The 18,488-nt window shown below is 63.9% G+C and carries 18 protein-coding genes; 11 read left to right on the top strand and 7 right to left on the bottom strand.

Annotation, left to right across the window (positions count from 1 at the left end; genetic code table 11):
- Positions 1–198: 198 nt before the first annotated feature.
- The 6 genes from J7359_RS02255 (at position 199) to J7359_RS02280 (ending at position 5,160) form a co-directional block, all read left to right on the top strand.
- Positions 199–1,323: an ABC transporter substrate-binding protein gene (locus tag J7359_RS02255; protein WP_348524323.1), complete on the top strand. Its 1,125-nt coding sequence runs from the start codon at positions 199–201 to the stop codon at positions 1,321–1,323.
- Entirely contained in the window at positions 1,320–2,279 is a 960-nt protein-coding gene (locus J7359_RS02260; protein WP_209054886.1) for a YVTN family beta-propeller repeat protein, read from the top strand. The genes J7359_RS02255 and J7359_RS02260 overlap by 4 nt, the downstream gene beginning before the upstream one ends.
- 22 nt (positions 2,280–2,301) lie before the next feature.
- Positions 2,302–2,886, top strand: coding sequence for a hypothetical protein (locus J7359_RS02265; RefSeq protein ID WP_247740111.1), 585 nt, complete (start codon positions 2,302–2,304; stop codon positions 2,884–2,886).
- A 137-nt stretch (positions 2,887–3,023) separates the two neighbouring features.
- On the top strand, positions 3,024–3,752 hold the full coding sequence (locus J7359_RS02270) for an ABC transporter ATP-binding protein (RefSeq protein WP_209054887.1): 729 nt from the start codon (positions 3,024–3,026) through the stop codon (positions 3,750–3,752).
- Positions 3,749–4,570, top strand: coding sequence for an ABC transporter permease (locus J7359_RS02275; RefSeq protein ID WP_209054888.1), 822 nt, complete (start codon positions 3,749–3,751; stop codon positions 4,568–4,570). Before J7359_RS02270 ends, J7359_RS02275 begins: the two co-directional genes overlap by 4 nt.
- On the top strand, positions 4,567–5,160 hold the full coding sequence (locus J7359_RS02280) for a hypothetical protein (RefSeq protein WP_209054889.1): 594 nt from the start codon (positions 4,567–4,569) through the stop codon (positions 5,158–5,160). The genes J7359_RS02275 and J7359_RS02280 overlap by 4 nt, the downstream gene beginning before the upstream one ends.
- Positions 5,161–5,170: 10 nt before the next feature.
- On the opposite strand, the gene glf is transcribed toward J7359_RS02280, so the two are convergent.
- Positions 5,171–6,316, bottom strand: a complete 1,146-nt coding sequence (gene glf, locus J7359_RS02285) for a UDP-galactopyranose mutase (protein WP_209054890.1) — start codon at positions 6,314–6,316, stop codon at positions 5,171–5,173.
- Positions 6,317–6,503: 187 nt separating this feature from the next.
- On the opposite strand from glf, the gene J7359_RS02290 reads away from it, so the two are divergent.
- On the top strand, positions 6,504–7,412 hold the full coding sequence (locus J7359_RS02290) for an ornithine cyclodeaminase (RefSeq protein WP_209054891.1): 909 nt from the start codon (positions 6,504–6,506) through the stop codon (positions 7,410–7,412).
- Between the two features lie 21 nt (positions 7,413–7,433).
- Here J7359_RS02290 and J7359_RS02295 read toward each other — a convergent pair whose 3' ends face one another.
- From J7359_RS02295 to J7359_RS02305, 3 genes are all read right to left on the bottom strand, one after another.
- Positions 7,434–8,126, bottom strand: a complete 693-nt coding sequence (locus tag J7359_RS02295; RefSeq protein WP_209054892.1) for an HAD family acid phosphatase — start codon at positions 8,124–8,126, stop codon at positions 7,434–7,436.
- An 88-nt stretch (positions 8,127–8,214) separates the two neighbouring features.
- A complete protein-coding gene (locus J7359_RS02300; RefSeq protein ID WP_209054893.1) occupies positions 8,215–9,456 on the bottom strand; it encodes an MFS transporter in 1,242 nt (413 codons plus the stop codon).
- Between the two features lie 120 nt (positions 9,457–9,576).
- The gene (locus tag J7359_RS02305; protein WP_209054894.1) at positions 9,577–10,161 is read right to left on the bottom strand and encodes an outer membrane lipoprotein carrier protein LolA; all 585 of its coding nucleotides are present in this window, start codon (positions 10,159–10,161) and stop codon (positions 9,577–9,579) included.
- Between the two features lie 239 nt (positions 10,162–10,400).
- On the opposite strand from J7359_RS02305, the gene J7359_RS02310 reads away from it, so the two are divergent.
- On the top strand, positions 10,401–11,963 hold the full coding sequence (locus tag J7359_RS02310; protein ID WP_209054895.1) for an alkaline phosphatase D family protein: 1,563 nt from the start codon (positions 10,401–10,403) through the stop codon (positions 11,961–11,963).
- A gap of 53 nt (positions 11,964–12,016) precedes the next feature.
- Here J7359_RS02310 and thpD read toward each other — a convergent pair whose 3' ends face one another.
- The 3 genes from thpD to J7359_RS02325 all read right to left on the bottom strand — a co-directional run bounded on the left by thpD (position 12,017) and on the right by J7359_RS02325 (position 15,415).
- Positions 12,017–12,955, bottom strand: a complete 939-nt coding sequence (gene thpD / locus J7359_RS02315) for an ectoine hydroxylase (RefSeq protein WP_209054896.1) — start codon at positions 12,953–12,955, stop codon at positions 12,017–12,019.
- A gap of 277 nt (positions 12,956–13,232) precedes the next feature.
- A complete protein-coding gene (locus J7359_RS02320) occupies positions 13,233–14,456 on the bottom strand; it encodes an FAD-dependent monooxygenase (protein WP_209054897.1) in 1,224 nt (407 codons plus the stop codon).
- A gap of 98 nt (positions 14,457–14,554) precedes the next feature.
- Entirely contained in the window at positions 14,555–15,415 is an 861-nt protein-coding gene (locus J7359_RS02325; protein ID WP_209054898.1) for an SDR family oxidoreductase, read from the bottom strand.
- Positions 15,416–15,511: 96 nt separating this feature from the next.
- Between J7359_RS02325 and J7359_RS02330 the strand changes: the two genes are divergently transcribed.
- From J7359_RS02330 to J7359_RS02340, 3 genes are all read left to right on the top strand, one after another.
- Positions 15,512–16,996, top strand: a complete 1,485-nt coding sequence (locus J7359_RS02330) for an AMP nucleosidase (protein ID WP_209054899.1) — start codon at positions 15,512–15,514, stop codon at positions 16,994–16,996.
- Between the two features lie 152 nt (positions 16,997–17,148).
- A complete protein-coding gene (locus J7359_RS02335; protein ID WP_209054900.1) occupies positions 17,149–17,448 on the top strand; it encodes an HU family DNA-binding protein in 300 nt (99 codons plus the stop codon).
- A 145-nt stretch (positions 17,449–17,593) separates the two neighbouring features.
- Entirely contained in the window at positions 17,594–18,484 is an 891-nt protein-coding gene (locus J7359_RS02340; protein ID WP_209054901.1) for a DMT family transporter, read from the top strand.
- Positions 18,485–18,488: the final 4 nt, after the last annotated feature.

Here is an 18,488-nt window from a genome sequence, read left to right on the forward strand (position 1 = left end):
CATCGCCGGGGCGTCCATAAGACCAAAGACTGAACCAAACTTTCCCGGTCACGCCGGGAACAATAACCGGGTTGCCCAAGGGCTGTCGCACACTCAACATGATTGTCGGGGAGCGAGAAAATGTTCAAGAGAATCATAGTACTTTTGGCTGGTGTCTGGCTGTGCGCCGTTCCGGCCGCCGCGCAGCAGCAGCCCGAAATGGCGGTGATCCGGGCTGCCGTGCTACGGGTGGATGATCCCGGCCTGCCGCCGATCTCGCGGCTGGATCTGCCGCCCGTGGATCTGGCCTTCGCGGGCGCGCGGCTGGCGATCGAGGACAACGACACCACCGGCCGGTTCATGAACCAGGACTTCGAGGCCGAAGAGATCGCCACCGATCCGGTCAGCGCAGGGGCCGAACTGGACCGGCTGATCGAGGACGGGATCCAGTTCGTCGTTGTGCTGGCGGACGATGCGACAACGCTGGCCCTGGCAGACCGGGCCGGCGACCGGGCGATGATCCTGAACGCGATGGCGCGCGGCGATAATCTGCGCGGCACGGATTGCCGCTTCAACACGATCCACGTGGCGCCCAGCAACGCGATGCTGGCCGACGCGCTGGCGCAGTTCCTGATGTGGAAGAACTGGCCGCGCTGGTTCCTGATCGAAGGCAGCCATCCTGCGGACACCGCGCTGGCCGACGCCTATCGCCGCGCGGCCACGAAATTCGGCGCCAGGATCGTCGAGGATAGGATCTATGAAGATACCGGCGGCGCCCGGCGCACGGATTCGGGCCATGTTCAGGTCCAGAAGCAGATGCCCGTCTTCACCCAGCGGGCCGAGGACCACGACGTGGTCGTCGCCGCCGACGAAGCAGATGTATTCGCGTCTTACCTGCCGTATCAGGTCTGGGATCCCCGCCCGGTGACCGGATCTGCCGGGCTGGTCCCGCGCAGCTGGCATCCGGCGATGGAAGCCTGGGGCGCCTCGCAGTTCCAGAACCGCTTCGAGGAACTGGCCAACCGTCCGATCCGCGAACCCGACTATCAGACATGGCTGGCGCTGCGCATGATCGGAGAGGTGGCGACACGCACCCAGTCCGCCGATCCGCAGACGCTGCGCGAATTCATGTTGTCCGAACAGTTCGAAGTGGCCGGGTTCAAGGGGCAGAAACTGACGCTGCGCGACTGGGATCATCAGGTTCGCCAGCCGATTCTGCTGACCACCGGCAAGCTGACCGCATCGGTCAGCCCGCAAGAGCAGTTCCTGCACCAGACAAGTCAACTGGATACGCTGGGGATCGACCGCCCTGAAACCGAATGCAAGTTCCGAGAGGCGACATGAAACATCTGCTTACCCTGACCCTTTGCCTTGCCGCCGCACCTGCGCTGGCCAACCGTGTCTTCGTCAGCAATGAAAAAGGCAACGACGTGACCGTTCTGGACAGCGAGACGCTGGAAGTGATCGGCACCTATCCCGTCGGCAACCGCCCGCGCGGCATCACCATCAGTCCCGACGGTTCCGAGCTGTATGTCTGCGCGTCCGATGACAACCTCGTGCGCGTGTTCGACCCCGAAACCATGGAAGAGATGCACACCCTGCCCTCGGGGCCGGACCCGGAACTGTTTGTCCTGCACCCCTCGGGCAACCCGCTTTACGTCGCGAACGAGGACGACAATCTTGTGACCGTGGTGGATACCAAGACCCACGAGGTGCTGGCCGAAATTCCGGTGGGCGTCGAACCCGAAGGCATGGGCGTCAGCCCCGATGGCCAAGTGGTGATCAACACCTCGGAAACGACCAACATGGCGCATTTCATCGACAGCGACAGCTTCGAGATCGTCGCCAACGTCCTGGTGGACAGCCGTCCGCGATTTGCCGAATACAATCACGACGGCAGCAAGCTGTATGTCAGTTCGGAAATCGGCGGCACGGTCAGCGTGATCGATCCATCGACCCAGCAGATCGCCCACAAGATCGAATTCGAGATCCCCGGCGTTCTGCCCGAGGCGATCCAGCCGGTCGGGGTGCGCGTGACCAATGACGGCAAGAAGGTGTTCGTGGCGCTTGGACCCGCGAACCGGGTGGCCGTGATCGACGGCGAGACCGACGAGGTAAAGGACTATCTGCTGGTCGGGCAGCGGGTCTGGCAGATGGCGTTCACACCGGACGAAAGATACCTGTTCACGACCAACGGCAATTCCAACGATGTCTCGGTCATCGACGTGGCCGAAGAAGAGGTGGTGAAATCCATCCCCGTCGGCCAGCAGCCCTGGGGCGTTGTGGTCGCACCGGACTGACATACCAATAAGGAGGAACGACATGACCAATGATCTGACACGCCTGCTGGCGATACTGATGCTGACCACCGGACTGTCCTCGCCCGTCTTCGCACAGGACAGCGGCACCGGCGATGATGCCGCGACCGAGGCTGCCGCAGACGAGGCGATGGCCGGGGAAGAAGATGACGACGACGATGATGATGAGGAGGACGCCGGGGGCGACAGTGCGGGCGCATATGACGCCAAGGGCAAGTTCGATTACGGTTTCGCGGGTCTTCTGGACCGCGACAACCGCAGCGATCTGGCTCCGTTGACGCTGGCTGCGGGGCAGCCGGTCTCGGGCGGCGAATACACGCTGAAATCGGGCGGCTATTACCGCATCGACATCAATGCCGACGGCAGCCAGGAACTGGCCTTGTCCGGCGGAGATTTCTTCCGGGCCGTCTGGGTCAACGAGATCGTCATCAACGATATCGAGGTGCGGCCCGTAGGTGTGCACAGCCTTGAATTCGACGACGCGGGCACCGCCACCATGAGCTTCATTGCAATCGTGCCGGGACGCTATACCCTGTCGGTGCCGGGATCGTCCGGAGATACGCTGCAGGCGGTGTTCAACATCCAGTAGCGGATGGGCCATCCACCGGCCGGCGGACGCCGATCTTCGCGTCGATCCGGACCCGGATCGGCCGCGCAGACAGAAGCGCCAGCCATGTTGAAATTGAATTGGGGGAAAAGGCGAGGCCGCAGGGCCTTGCCGTCCGGATGACAACAGATGCGCTTGCCATCGACGATGTCAGCCACAGCTTCGGCCGCGTTCAGGCGCTGAAGAATGTGACGCTGAATGTGCCGCCGGGCCGATTCACCGCTCTGCTGGGCGTGAACGGCGCTGGCAAGACAACGCTGTTTTCGCTTGTCACGCGGCTATATGACAACAGTTCCGGCGCGATCCGCGTGGCGGGGTACGATCTGCGCCGCAAGCCGTCGCAGGCGCTGGCGCGGTTGGGGGTGGTGTTCCAGAGCCGGGCGATGGACGCGGATCTGACGGTGCGCCAGAACCTTGCCTACCATGCCAGCCTGCATGGGATCGGTCGGCATGCCGCGTCAGACCGGATCGCCGAGGTGCTGGGCCAAGTCGGGCTGTCGGAAAAGGCCGGTGACAGGATCAGCGCGCTGTCCGGTGGCCAGCAGCGCCGGGCCGAGATCGCCCGCGCCCTGATCCACCGTCCCGACATCCTGCTGCTGGACGAGGCCACAGTGGGACTGGACGTGAAATCCCGCGCCGAGGTTCTGGCGCTGACCCGCAGGCTGATCGCCGAGAACGGCGTTTCGGCATTGTGGGCCACTCATATCATGGATGAAATCCAGCCCGACGACGATCTGGTGATCCTGCACGAAGGGCAGGTCTTGCGCCGTGATCGCGCGTCCGAGATCGCCAGAGGCAAGGGACTGACCCAGGCATTCCTGGATTTGACCGGGGTTGAGCCGGCATGAGCGATATCCCCTTTCCGCCCCGCGCATGGATCACCGCCTTTCTCGGCATTGCCCGTCGCGAAACCCTGCGCTTCGTCAATCAGCGTGGCCGGTTTCTTGCTGCGCTGGTCCGGCCTCTGGTCTGGCTGTTCATCTTCGCGGCCGGCTTTCGCGCCGTGCTGGGCCTGTCGATCACGCCGCCCTATCAGACCTATGTCCTCTACGAGGTGTATGTCACGCCGGGCCTTGTCGCGATGATCCAGCTTTTCAACGGGATGCAGTCATCGTTGTCGATGGTCTATGACCGCGAAACCGGCGCCATGCGGACGCTGCTGGTCAGCCCGTTTCCGCGCTGGTTCCTGCTGGCGTCGAAACTGGTGGCGGGTGTCGTGGTGTCGATCATTCAGGTCTTCACCTTCCTGGCCATCGCCTGGTTCTGGGGTATCAGGCCTCCGGCGATCGGCTATCTGACGGTGCTGCCCGCCCTGATCCTGGCCGGGCTGATGCTGGGTGCTATGGGGTTGTTCCTGTCCTCGGCGATCCGGCAGCTGGAAAATTTCGCCGGGGTCATGAACTTCGTGATCTTCCCGATGTTCTTCGCGTCGTCGGCGCTGTATCCGCTGTGGCGGATGCGAGAAAGCTCGACCCTGTTGCACGACATCTGCGCGATGAATCCCTTTACCCATGCCGTCGAACTGATCCGCTTCGCGCTGTACGCGCAGGTGAACTGGCTGTCGCTGGCGGTGGTTCTAGGATGTTTGGCGGGGTTCTTCGGGGCGGCGGTGTTCATGTATGATCCGGCCAAGGGGCTGTGGGCCCGCAGAAAGGGGGGAGGATGAAACCTGTACTCGTGCTGATCCTGATGATGGCGGCCGGCCCGGCGCTGTCGGCCAGCGGCACCGACCCGACCTGGCCCTGCATCCAGCGCAAGCAGCCACATCTGTCGCTGGGGCAGATGTGGGCAGGTCCGGTGCCGGATGCGCAGACCGCCGAACTTGCCCAGGATCCGCAGATCGCCGCGCTGGCGGACCGTCTGGAACAGCGGCGACTGCCGCTGGAAGAGGCCGACAAGATCATCGCCGAATTTGCCGGCGATGCCGACAATGCGCGCCTGACCGCGCTGATGCAGGCGATCTTCGACCGGATCGAACCCGACCGTAGTGCGCTGATCGACGGCATTGCCCGCTATGGCCGCAGACAGGTGGATCTGTCGAAGATGATCGAGGATCGGCGCGCCGAGATGGCCCGCATGGAACAGTCGGAGGATCCAGACTTCGATGCCATCGACGCCGAAGAAGAGGCGCTGGACTGGGATCAGCGCATCTTCACCGAACGCCAGCAATCGCTGACCTATGTCTGCGAGACGCCGGTGATCCTGGAACAGCGGGCCTTCGCGCTGGCCCGTTCCATCGCGAGCCATCTGGAATGACCCTGCCCGGCTAGTCCGGCGAGGTGACGAAGGCGGGCGGCACGGTGCCGCGCCGTGCGCAATTCAGGAACGCGTCTGCGGTATCCATGGCCTCTCGGATGGTTACGTCCATGTCGAGATAGCGATAGGTTCCCAGCCGACCGACGAAGGTGACGCCTTCGGTGGCCTTTGCGCGGTCGATGTAGTCCGCCAGCAGCGCCTTTTCCTTGACCAGCCGGATCGGATAATAGGGAATGTCCTCGGGCCCCGCCGCCCGGCTGTATTCGCGATAGCACACGCTGCCGTCATGGGTCTCCCACGGGCTGAAATGCTTGTGCTCGGTGATCCGGGTCCATGGCACATCGCGGTCGCCGTAATTCATCACCGCGCAGCCCTGATAGTCGCCGTCATGGGTGAAGCGTTCGAAATCCAGCGTGCGATACCCCAGCCGGCCCAGATCATAGCCGAAGAACCCGTCCAGCGGACCCGACCAGAAAACGTGATCGACCGTCGCGGCCATGTCGGGGGTATAGGGGGTGTCCAGCTGGACCGTGATATTCGGATGGTCCAGGATCGCCGCGATCATCGGCGTGTATCCGTCCTTGGGCATGCCCTGAAACCGATGAAAGAAGTAGTTGTCGTCGTAGTTGAAGCGCACCGGCAGGCGCTTGAGGATCGAGGCCGGCAACTCGGTCGGCGCGCAGCCCCATTGCTTTTCAGTATAGCCCTTGAAGAACGCCTCATACAGGTCGCGGCCGACGAAACGCAGCGCCTGTTCCTCGAAATTCTGCGGCTCCTCGATGGTCAGGTCGGCCTGTGCCGCGATGAAATCGCGGGCCTCGTCGGGACGCATCGTCTTGCCGAAGAACTGGTTGATGGTCAGCAGGTTGATCGGCAGCGAATAGACGGCGCCCTGCGTCGTGGACTTGACCCGGTTCTGGAACGGCAGGAACTCGGTGAAGCCGTTGACATAGTTCCAGACCTCTTCATCGTCGGTGTGGAAGATATGCGGGCCATAGACATGCATCATGACGCCCGTATCCGCGTCGCGTTCGGTGTGGCAGTTGCCGCCGATATGGCTGCGCGAGTCGATGATCCGGCAGCAATGTCCCGCCTCGGCCAGTTTGCGCCCGATTACCGCGCCGGAAAGACCGGCCCCTACCAGCAATATCTGCATCGCGTCCCCAATCCGGCCTTTTCTGCCCTGGTCGGGCCTTGCAGCCTGACCAGACAACAGCCTATTGCCCCGGTCCTCAGGGTTCCAGCCGGCATTTGCGACCAGCATGGCCGCGGGTTCCCCGCGTGGCTTGCGGCGAGGGTTTGCCGTCCCTAGTCTGACCCGATCAGCAATCCAAGGAGCCACCATGCCCCCCCGCCTGATCGGAGCCGAGATCGAATCACAGCTGGATTGGATGGCGCTGACCGATGCGCTGGCCGAAGGACATCGGCTGCCGCAGGCCGAGATTGCCGACAGCTTCCTGTATCGAGGCAAGGACACGCTGCTGACGCGTTCGGCATGGATTGACGGGCTTGGTCTGGCGGTCAAGCCGGCGACGGTGTTTCCCGGAAATCCGGACCGGGATCTGCCGATGGTGAACGGCGCGGTCAACCTGTTCGACGATTCCACCGGCCAGTTGCAGGCGATCATCGACTTTCACCTGGTGACCAGATGGAAGACGGCTGGGGACAGCCTTCTGTCGGCGCGGCTTCTGGCGCCGGAAAATCCGCAACGGGCGTTGGTCGTCGGGGCCGGCAAGGTGGCCGCCTCGATGATATCGGCCTATCGCGCGGCGTTTCCCGGGATCGAGGTGACGATCTGGAACCGGACCGCCAGTGCCGCGTCCGATCTGGCAGACCGAATGAGGGCCAGCGCAACCGACGATCTGCGCGGCGCGGTCGGTCAGGCGGATCTGATCGCGACGACGACGATGGCCAGCGAACCCGTGATTCATGGCGGCTGGCTGAAACCCGGCACGCATCTTGACCTGATCGGCGCCTATCGGCCGGACATGCGCGAGGTCGATGACGAGGTTCTGCGCCGCGCCCGGATCTTCGTGGACAGCCGCAAGACCACCATCGGACATATCGGAGAGATCCAGATACCTCTGGATCATGGCGTCATCGCCGAAGCCGACATCGTCGCGGATTTCTATGACATCGCCTCGGGGCGCTATGCGCGGCTATCGCAGGACCAGATCACCGTGGCCAAGAACGGCGGCGGCGCGCATCTGGACCTGATGACCGCGCGGTACATCATGGATGTCGCCGCCTGAGGCCGGTCAGGACTATCGGACTCAGGCCGGGTCGCTGACCGGCGCGGTCCATGGCCGGATCTCGGCCTCCATCCAGGTGCCGTGGGCCGCGTTCGGGAACACGATCCAGTCGTCGCCGAAACGGTCGGAATGTTCCTCGGCCAGGCGGTGCTGATCGTCCAGGCCGATCCCCGCGAATGCGCCGTGAAAATCATGCAGCGTGTCGCCAAGATGCAGGATGATGCGGTGATCGCGTTCGATGGCGGCGCGGCGTTCGGCCTTGGGCGGGCCGAAAAGCTGGACATGATCGGCGCTGACCTGGGGCAAGCCAAGGCTGGACAGCGTGGCGATCGTGGCCAGCTTGTTTTCGTCGAAACGGTCCGAGACATAGAAGATCGTCACACCCAGCCGGTTTGCGAGGTGAAAGAAATCGGCAGCACCGGGGATCAGATGCGGGTCGCCCTCGCGTTCCCAAAGCTTCCAGGTTTCGACATTGTCGCCCTGATGGGTCATCGCGTGGGCCATGATCGCCGTGTTGTCGAGGATCGTTTCGTCGATGTCGCTGACGACAGCCAGCCCCGCGCCCTGACCGCCGGCGGCATCCACCGCCATCCGCAGCCGCAGCGTGGCCAGCGCATAGCATTGCCGTTGCAGCGCCTTCACCTCGGCCGAGCGCTGTTGATAGCGGATCGCCATGGCATGTTCGCGCGGATGGCGTCTGGTCGTGTCTGTCATGTCCGGTCCCCGTATCCTGCGCCGCGGACGCTAGGGCGGTCGCGCGGAAAGGTCAAACCGGGGCCGCGCGACGGTCGCGGCGGGCGGGTCAGGCGGCAGCGGGCAGACGGCTGGGTTCCTCGCGGACCGGCAGATGGATCAGGGCCGAGAATGCGCCGACGCCGACACCGACCCACCAGACCGTCGTGTAGTTGCCATAGGCGTCATACAGCGCCCCGCCCAGCCAGACACCAAGGAACGATCCGATCTGGTGCGACAGGAACACGAAACCATAAAGCGTGCCCATGTAGCGCAGCCCGTAGATATGCGCGACCAGCCCCGAGGTCAGCGGAACCGTGGCCAGCCACAGGGCGCCCATCACCAGCGAAAACACGATCACCGTCGCGGGCGTGATCGGGGTCAGGATGAACGCCGCCGATGCGATGGTCCGCAGCGTATAGATGCCGGCCAGCAGGTATTTCTTGGTATAGCGCTTGCCCAGCCACCCCGACAGGATCGAACCTGCGATATTTGCAAGGCCGATCAGGCTGATGGCGATGGCCCCCAGCGCCGAAGTGGTGGTGATCCCGATCGAGGCCAGCGTGCCCAGAGGGCTGATCGGGCCGCACATCTCGGTGATCATCGCGGGGAAATGCGCGGTGATGAACCCAAGCTGATAGCCGCAGGAAAAGAATCCCACGAAGATCATCATGTAGGACGGGTCGCGAAAGGCGCGCCGCAGAACGCTGCCCATGCTTTCTTCAAGCTCGGACCGCGTGGCGGGTTTGCCGCCGCCCAGCATCGGCAGGAACAGCAGCGTCGTCAGGACGATCGCGCCGAAGATCACGAAGACCGCCTGCCACGAATAGAATGCCAACAGCACCTCGGCCAGCGGGGCGCCGAAGACCTGACCCGCCGACCCGGCGGCGGTAGCGATTCCCAATGCCAGGCTGCGGTTCTCGTCGCTTGCGGCGCGGCCGACCACGGCCAGGATCACGCCGAAGCCGGTCCCCGCGACGCCGAACCCGACCATCACCTCCAGCAGTTGCATCGTGGCGGGTGTGGTCGCGAAGGCCGTCAGGATCAGGCCGGCGGAATACAGGATCGCGCCCAGGATGACCGCCCAACGATCACCCCAGCGTTCCGCGAACGCCCCGAAGATCGGCTGACCGATGCCCCAGGCAAGGTTCTGGATCGCGATTGCCAGGCTGAATTCCGCCCGTGGCCAGCCGAATTCCTCGCCGATGGGGATCTGGAAGACCCCGAAACTGGCGCGCAGCGCGAAGTTGATCAGCAGGATCAGCGAACCGCCGATCAGGACGGGCGTGAACAGGCGGGCATTGGTGGACATGACATGATCCCGTGCGGCAACGTAACGTCACAGCGTTGCGATCATGTCACGAAAAGGTCAAGAGTGCTGTCGTGATACATCGTATCAGCCGGGCTGATGAATAGCCCGGCTGTGTGACGCCTATCGCAGCACGAACTTCGAATCGGGGATCGAGGCGCCCTTGCGCATGTCGCCAAGGATGACGGTGGTTTTCTGGCCGCTGTCGTCTGTCACGATCCACTGGCGCAGTTCGGTCGGGCTGGTGAACACCATCTGGATATTGCCGTATTCCGGGTGCGCGGGATCCTGCGCCGTCACCACGGTCGAATTCTTAGCCTCGGTGTATCCCGTCACCATGTTCGCGCGGCCCAGATCGACATTGCGCGCAAGGATGATCGAAAGCGGCGTCTTGGACAGCGGATAGTTTTGCGGCCCGCCATTTGATTTGGGGTCCACCACGGTCACGTTCCCGCCCGAGGCGACCACCAGCGTCTTGTCGTTGTTGTATTCGAACCGCACCCGTCCGGGCCTGCGGATATAGACGGTCCCGGTCGAGATCGTGCCATCCGGGTTCACCTGTGTGAAGTCGGATGTCGCTGTCGTCAGGCTGTTGAGATAGCGAGAGATTTCGTTCAGCGGGATCTTTTCGGCCATGGCCGGAAAGGCCAGCCCGAGGCTGAGAACGAAGGCGGCGGCGGGCGCGAGGGCGAATTTGCGTCTGTTCATGGCGCCGATCATATCCTTTTCGTTTCGCAGTGCACATCACGTCTGGCGGATGGCACCGGGCGCGAACGCTCTCGCGGGTGTGAGGGTTCCGGCTGATCCGGGGCTTTGGCGGATCACGCACACCCACGGCCATGGCGGCCGGCGCGCGATGGTCACGAAACTGCCGCGTTGCTGACGCCACCCGGTCACGTTTCATGCCTATTCCTGCTGCCAGAATCCAGCCGACAGGAGCCAGACGCATGACCCTCATCCGTCCCCGCATGACTCGCCGCAGCCTGCTGATGTCCGGGCTGGCCACGACCTCGATCCTGGCCATGCCGGCGATCAGCCGGGCGTCGTCGCGACCGGTCTTTACCCATGGTGTGCAGTCGGGCGATATCACAGCGCAGGGCGGGATGGTCTGGACCCGCGCCGACCGCCCGGCCCGGATCGCGGTCGAGGTCGCCACGAATGAAAGCTTCCAGAATGCCCGTCAGGTCGCCGCGCTGAATGCGCTTCCCGAAAGTGACTACGCCGTCAAGGCGATGCTGGAGGGGATCGAGGGCGATCAGACCGTTTTCTATCGCATGACCGCCACCGATCTGTCCGACAGCAACGCCCGCAGCGAACCGGTCGTGGGCCGGTTCCGCGCCGCGCCGACCACCCGCCGCGACATCCGTTTCGTCTGGTCGGGCGACACTGCCGGGCAGGGCTGGGGGATCGATGACGAGGGGATGCGGACCTATGCGACGATGGCCGCGCATCAGCCGGACTTCTTCATCCATTCGGGCGACACGATCTATGCCGACGGCCCGATGAAGGATGAGGTCGAGATCGAGGGCGGCATCTGGCGCAACACGGTGCTGACCGATGAGGTGCGCAAGGTCGCCGAAACGCTGGACGAATTCCGCGGCCGCTGGAAATACAACCAGATGGACCGGCACGCGCAGGCCATGTCGGCCATGGTTCCGACCCTGTTCCAGTGGGATGACCACGAGGTGGTCAATAACTGGTCACCCGGCAAGGACCTGACCGGCGACGATCGCTATACGGAAAAATCCGTGGCGCTGCTGACCGCCCGCGCGCAGCGTGCCTTCCACGAAATGACGCCGATCAGCTATTCTCCTTCGGAACCCGGCCGCGTCTATCGCAAGATCGCGTATGGTCCGCTGCTGGATATCTTCTTCCTCGATCTGCGCAGTTATCGCGGCGCCAATAGCGAGGGCATGGAAGATGAGGTCACGGCCCAGTCGCAGGTTCTGGGCAAGGCGCAGATGGATTGGCTGAAATCCGCGCTGAAATCCTCGAACGCCACCTGGAAGGTCATCGCCTGTGACATGCCGATCGGCCTGTGCGTCTGGGACAAGGTGTCCGAAGACCAGAAATTCGTCGAGGCGGTCGCGAATGGCGACAACGCGGCGCCCAAGGGTCGCGAACTGGAATTCGCGCAACTTCTACGCTTCATCCGCGACGAGGCCATTCGCAACACGGTCTGGCTGACCGCCGATGTGCATTACACCGCCGCGCATGAATACCATCCCGACCGTGCAAGCTTTCAGGAATTCGATCCGTTCTGGGAATTCGTGTCCGGGCCGCTGCATGCCGGGACGTTCGGCCCGAACGATCTGGACATGACCTTCGGACCCGAGGTCAAGTTCGTGACGGCCCCTGCCGACGGACAGGTGAACCTGCCGCCTTCGGCCGGGATGCAGTTCTTCGGGCTGGTCGATATCGACGGCGCGACGGAACAGATGACCGTGCGGCTGATGGATCGCGCCGATCAGGAATTGTGGTCGGTCACGTTGGACCCGCAGCAGGCCTAGGTCGCTGCCGTCCTTGGTGGAAAGCGGCGCCCATCGGGCGCCGCCATGATGTTTCAGGCCAGCCGGTCGCGCCGCACGTCCAGAGCACGGACCTTGCCGCGATGCGACAGGAAGGCCGGACGCGGTTTCGGCGCGGCGAACGGCGCCTGAACCGCGTTCGAAACCGCATTATAGACGAAGAACGCGTTCGAGCGCGGGAACGGGGTCACGTTGCCGTTCGATGCGTGCAGGGTGTTGCACTCGAAAAAGATCACCGTGCCTGCGGGTCCGGTCGCGGCGTCAAGGCCGCTTTCCTCGGCAAGGCGTTCCAGGATCGCCGACGATGGCACACCGATTTCCTGCTTCTTCAGGCTGGACTTGTGGTTGTCTTCGGGCGTCTCGCCCTTGCAGGCGATGAAGTGCCGGTGCGAACCGGGGATCAGCATCAGCGGACCGTTCAGCGCGGAATTGTCGGTCAGCAGGACCGAGGCCGACACGGCGCGCATCCGGGGCATGCCGTCTTCGGCGTGCCATGTTTCGAAATCCGAATGCCAATAGAATTCTTTCCCCGTGAAGCCGGGTTTATAGTTCAGGCGGCTTTGATGCAGATAGACCTCGTCCCCCAGCAGGAAGCGCGCGGTGTCCGCCAGCCGCGCATCGCGGGCCAGACGTGCGAACACGTCGCTGTGGTCGTCCAGCCGAAAGACGGTGCGGACGGCATCCGTGCCCGGTTCGGTGACCAGATCCTCGGTCCTGATGGCCGAGGCATCGGCACGGATCTCGGCCGAGGCGTCGATCAGCTTGCGGACTTCATCCGGGCTGAACAGATCCCGCCGGATCAGATAGCCCTTGTCTTCATAGCTTCGCGCCTCATCGCGGCTGATCGGGGCGGTTTCGGACCAGTCGGACCAGATCACAGGATCCACGCGCGGCGTGCTTTTTTCCTGATCGGGCAGGCGGGTAGGATAGATGTCCTGCGCCGCGAACTGTGTCTCGTGGTGCATGACGTTCATGACGGTATTCCTCCTTGGAATGCGATTTTCATGTGCGGACCGGAAACGGTCCCACGCTGCGCGGGGTCGCACGGACGGGATTGACCTCGCCGGATCGGAACGGGGCTGCTTCAGCCGGTGATCCGGATCGCACCCGGTTCAGGTGCTTTCGGTCGATCTGCGCGCCTTCAAGACGGCATGCCTGCCCGCTTGCGCTGCACCGGGAACGTGACGATCAAAAGCCCCAAGATCAACCCTTGTGACCCTGGACTTGACTAAGATCAGCTTTGGGTTGCCGTCACAAAGCCCGGCCGGCAAGCAGCCTTGGCATCGGATCCACCGCCAGCCCGGCCGCCTGACGCATGAAACCGCGCCGTAGCGCGGGCACGGCAGTCACCGCGCCCATGCCCAGACCGCGCGCCGCGCGCAGCAGCGGATTGTCGTTGCCGAACAGATTGTTCACCGCGTCCATTCCCAGCGCCAGCGTGGTCGCGTCGAAGCGACGCCAGCCCTGATATCGTTCCAGAACCGGATGCGCGCCGATATCCTCGCCCCGGCGCGCTGCCTCGACCAGCGTTTCGGCCAGTGCAGCGACATCGCGCAACCCAAGATTCAGGCCCTGGCCGGCAATCGGATGTACGCCATGGGCGGCATCGCCAACCAGGGCGATTCGTGGCGCGACATAGGTCTCGGCCAGCGACAGGCTGAGCGGATACGAGAAGCGCTGCCCGGCAAGCCCGATCCCGCCCAGATAGTCGCCGAAGCGCGGGCGCAGGACGTCAAGAAAGGCGCCGTCGGGCAGGGCGGCGATCGCCCTGGCGTTGTCATCGGTTTCCGACCAGACGACGCTGCTGCGATTCCCCGGCAGAGGCAGAATTGCCAGCGGGCCGGTCGGCATGAAATATTGCTGGGCGATGCCATGATGCGGCAGGTCGTGGTCAATGGCCGCGACCAGTGCGGTCTGGCCGTAGCCCCAGCCGCGCCGCGCGATTCCGGCCCGCGTCGCGACGCCGGATCCGCGCCCGTCCGCGCCGACCAGAAGGCGCGCGGTCATCCGCCGCCCGTCGGACAGCATTGCCGTCACGGTGGCAGGCCCGGATTGCTGTCCGGTGACCGAGACGCCGGACAAATGGGTGACGCGGCCTGTCATCGCCGTCAAAAGCGCACGATACAGGAACCGGTCTTCAAGCATGTGTCCGACGGGACCTTCCTCGATCTCGGCACTGTCGAAATGCAGGAAGAACGGGGCTGCGCCGTCTCCGGGCTGGCCTTGCGCCGCCTTGACCTCAAGGATCGGCTGGCTGTGCGGGGCCAGATCGTCCCACAATCCCAGCGCCTTCAGCAGGCGCTGCGACGCGATGGCCAGCGCATAGGCACGCCCGTCGAATTCTTCACTGGTCCGCGCATCTGCGGGGCGCGGATCGACCACCGCAACGCGCAGCCCGGCACTGGCCAGGGCCAGGGCCAGGGTCGGGCCGTTCAACCCGCCGCCTGCGATCAGAACATCGACATCGGTTTCCATGACCGAAGATCAAGCACGCCGTGCCGTCAAAGTCCATGCGACCTGACGGCACCGACCCTGCCCCGCCGCGATCATGACGGATGCGGGCTGTGGTGCAGTCACGATCCGGCGCGCTCGGCGCTCAGGATGGCCTGCAACGCGCTTCGATAATCGGGATAGCGCAGCGTGATCCCCAGTTCACGCTTGATCCTGTCGTTCCGCACCCGTTTGCTGTCGGCATAGAAGGACCGCGCCATCGGGCCAAGATCGGCCTTGTCGAAATCAACCGCTGGCGGGACGGGCACCCCCATCATCTCGGCCGCGCAGGCGATGATGTCCTGCGGCGGCGCGGGCTGATCGTCACAAAGATTATAGATCGCCCCTGGATTCGGCGCCTTGATCGAGGCCAGCAGCACCTGTGCGATATCCTCGGCATGAATGCGCGAAAAGACTTGTCCGGGTTTGATGACGCGCTGCGCCGTTCCGTTGCGCAGCTTGGCGAAGGGACCGCGACCCGGGCCGTAGATGCCGGCCAGCCGGAAGATGTGCAGCGGAAGATCGTGGGCACGGGCCAGATCCTGCCACGCTGCCTCGGCTGCGACGCGGGCGCGGCCACGTGATGTGGACGGCGCGGGGGGTGTCGCCTCGTCGACCCAGTCACCGCCCGCGTCGCCATAGACCCCGGTCGTGGAAAGATAGCCCAGCCATTGCGGCGTGGCGCGGGCCAGATCATCCGCGAAGGCGGCCAGAACGGGATCGCCGTTCTCGCCCGGCGCGGCCGAGATCAGGATCGCGTCGGCGCGTGCAATGGCGGCGCGCACGGCGTCGTCCTGACCCGGCCAGACGATCGGCGTGGCACCCGCAGCAGCGACCCGTGCGGCATCGCTGCGCGTGGTGCCGGTGACGGTCCAGCCCTGCGCGATCAGAAGCGGTGTCAAGAACCCCGCGGAATAGCCGTGACCCAGGATCAGCATGTTCATGACGGCAACGTAACGGGACTGATCGTCGGGCACCAGATGCTTGCCTGCGGGCCGTCGCACTGGCAGGATTCGCGCCATCAGAAGGATGACGATAGAATGGATATGGATTCCCGGTTCCTGCCGGTCGAGACGCCCGAATCTTCGGCGCGCGAACAGTTCACCGACGCGCGCGAAGCCGTCGCCCGGTTGCAGCAGCTTTATGCCGAGTCGACCGATTTTCTGCTGGCGCATTTCACCCGGCTGATCGACGGCGAACAACCGCGCGCCCGCTATCGCGCCTATTACCCGGAATTGCGCCTGACGGTGGCTAGCCACCCACAGGTTGATTCGCGTCTGTCTTTTGGCCATGTCGTCGCACCGGGCAGCTATGCGGCGACGATCACGCGTCCCGACCTGTTCGAGAATTACTTGACCGAACAGATCGGCCTGCTGATCCGCAATCACGGCGTGCCGGTGACCGTCGGTCCCAGCGAGACGCCGATGCCGGTGCATTTCGCGGTCGCCGCGCAAAGCGATTTGGCGGTGCCGCAGGAAGGCGTTCTGGATTTTTCCCTGCGTGACGTGTTCGACGTGCCCGATCTGAACACCATGAATGACGACATCGTCAACGGCGTGGCCGCGCCGCTGTCCGACGGTGCGCAGCACCTTGCGGCCTTTACCGCGCAGCGGGTCGATTATTCCCTGGCGCGGCTGCAACACTATACCGCGACCGCCGCTGAGCATTTCCAGAACTTCGTGCTGTTCACCAACTACCAGTTCTATGTGGACGAGTTCGAGGCATTCGCCCGCCGTGCGCTGGCCGATCCCGCCTTGGGCTATACCGGCTTCGTCGCGCCCGGGAATCAGCAGATCACAGGCGCCGAGGATCCGCTGACGCCGCTGCCGAAGATGCCGCAGATGCCCGCATATCACCTGAAACGCGAGGCCGGGCAGGGTATCACGCTGGTCAATATCGGCGTGGGGCCGTCCAATGCGAAGACCGCGACCGATCATATCGCGGTGCTGCGTCCGCATGCTTGGCTGATGGTCGGCCACTGCGCGGGGCTGCGGAATTCGCAAAGCCTTGGCGATTTCGTGCTGGCGCATGCCTATCTGCGCGAAGACCACGTCCTGGACGACGATCTGCCGGTCTGGGTCCCGATCCCGGCCCTTGCCGAAGTGCAGGTCGCGCTGCAGGAGGCCGTGGCCGAGGTCACCCAGCTGGAAGGCTATGAGTTGAAGCGGATCATGCGGACCGGGACCGTCGCCACGATCGACAACCGCAACTGGGAGTTGCGCGACCAGTCCGGACCGGTGCATCGGCTGTCGCTGTCGCGTGCCGTTGCGCTGGACATGGAAAGCGCGACCATCGCGGCGAACGGGTTCCGTTTCCGGGTCCCCTATGGCACATTGCTGTGCGTCAGCGATAAGCCCTTGCACGGCGAACTGAAGCTGCCCGGCATGGCCACGGATTTCTACCGGACACAGGTCGCCAACCATCTGCTGATCGGCATCAGGGCGATGGAGAAATTGCGCGAAATGCCGCTGGAACGGATCCATTCGCGCAAATTGCGGTCGTTCAGCGAAACAGCCTTTCTTTGACGCCACGTCAAGTGCGCGCCGAATCGCGGCAATTCGCGCGATTCGCGAAAAATGCTTGATCTGCCGGTCAAAACCGTGTGTAGCAGGCGATATGCCGCAAAAGGCGCAATTGATGGGCCCATAAAAGAGCAGGGCAAGAGGAGACAGAGACTATGGCTACGCCTTCCGCAAAACCGATGACCAAGACCCAACTGGTCGCCACGCTGGCCGAAGAGATGGGCTCGGACAAGAAGTCGGCATCGGCTGCCCTTGACGCTATCGCTTCGGTTGTGACCCGCGAAGTCGCGAACGGCGGCGCCGTCACGCTGCCCGGCATCGGCAAGATCGCCTGCCGCGCCCGCCCCGAGCGTCAGGTGCGCAACCCGCAGACCCAGGAAATGATGACCAAGCCGGCCGACAAGCAGGTCAAGGTCACTGTCGCCAAGGCCCTGAAGGACAGCGTCAACAGCTGATCCGACACCACGAACCGTATGAAGGGGTCGTACCATCGGGTGCGGCCCCTTTTGATTTTCGTGAAAGCCGTTTGCCGCCGGGTCTTTCCGCGGCTCGCGGGCTCTGCTACCCCATCATTGCATGATCTGCAGAAGGGCTTGGCCGATGGATATTCGTGCAATCTTCATGGGCTTTAGCTTTGCGCTGATGTGGGCTTCGGCCTTTACCACGACCCGAATGATCGTCACCGAGACGCCGCCCCTGATGGCGCTGTCGCTGCGCTTTGCACTGTCCGGCGTGATCGGCGTCGGAATTGCCCTGGCCATGGGCGAGACGTGGCGGCGGCTGACCCGCAATCAGTGGCGCGCCGTGGTTATTCTGGGGCTGTGTCAGAACGCGCTGTATCTGGGCCTGAACTGGGTCGCGATGCAATGGATCGAAGCCGGGCTGGCCTCGATCATCGCCGCGACGATGCCGCTGATGGTGGCGGCGATCGGCTGGGCGGTGCTGGGGGAAAGACTGCCGCCGATGGGTATCGGCGGGCTGGTGCTGGGCCTGATCGGCGTCGTCATCATCATGGGTGCACGGCTGCAGGGCGGCAGCGATCCCGTTGGCGTCGCGATGGGATTTCTGGCGGCGCTGGCCCTGGCGGTCGCAACCCTGACGGTAAGGGGCGCCAGCGGCAGTGGCAATGTGATGATGGTTGTCGGGCTGCAAATGCTGGTCGGTGCCGCGTCGCTGGCAGTGATTGCACCCGTGTTCGAGGATTGGCAGGTCACCTTGACGCCGCGCCTTGTGTCGGCCTTCGCCTATACGGTGGTCGTGCCGGGGCTGCTTGCCACCTGGGTCTGGTTCCAGTTGGTCGGCCGTATCGGGGCGGTGCGTGCGGCGACCTTTCATTTTCTCAGTCCGTTTTTCGGTGTTTCGATCGCCGCGCTGTTTCTGGGCGAGAAGCTGAGCCTTGGCGACATTCTGGGCGTCGCGATCATCATGGCGGGCATCCTTGCGGTGCAGCTGTCGCGACAGCCTCGGGTCAAACGCCCGCCTCCGGCGTGAGGGT

Origin of the sequence: Paracoccus sp. R12_2 (assembly GCF_017744015.1) — a bacterium.
Taxonomy (GTDB): Bacteria; Pseudomonadota; Alphaproteobacteria; order Rhodobacterales; family Rhodobacteraceae; genus Paracoccus.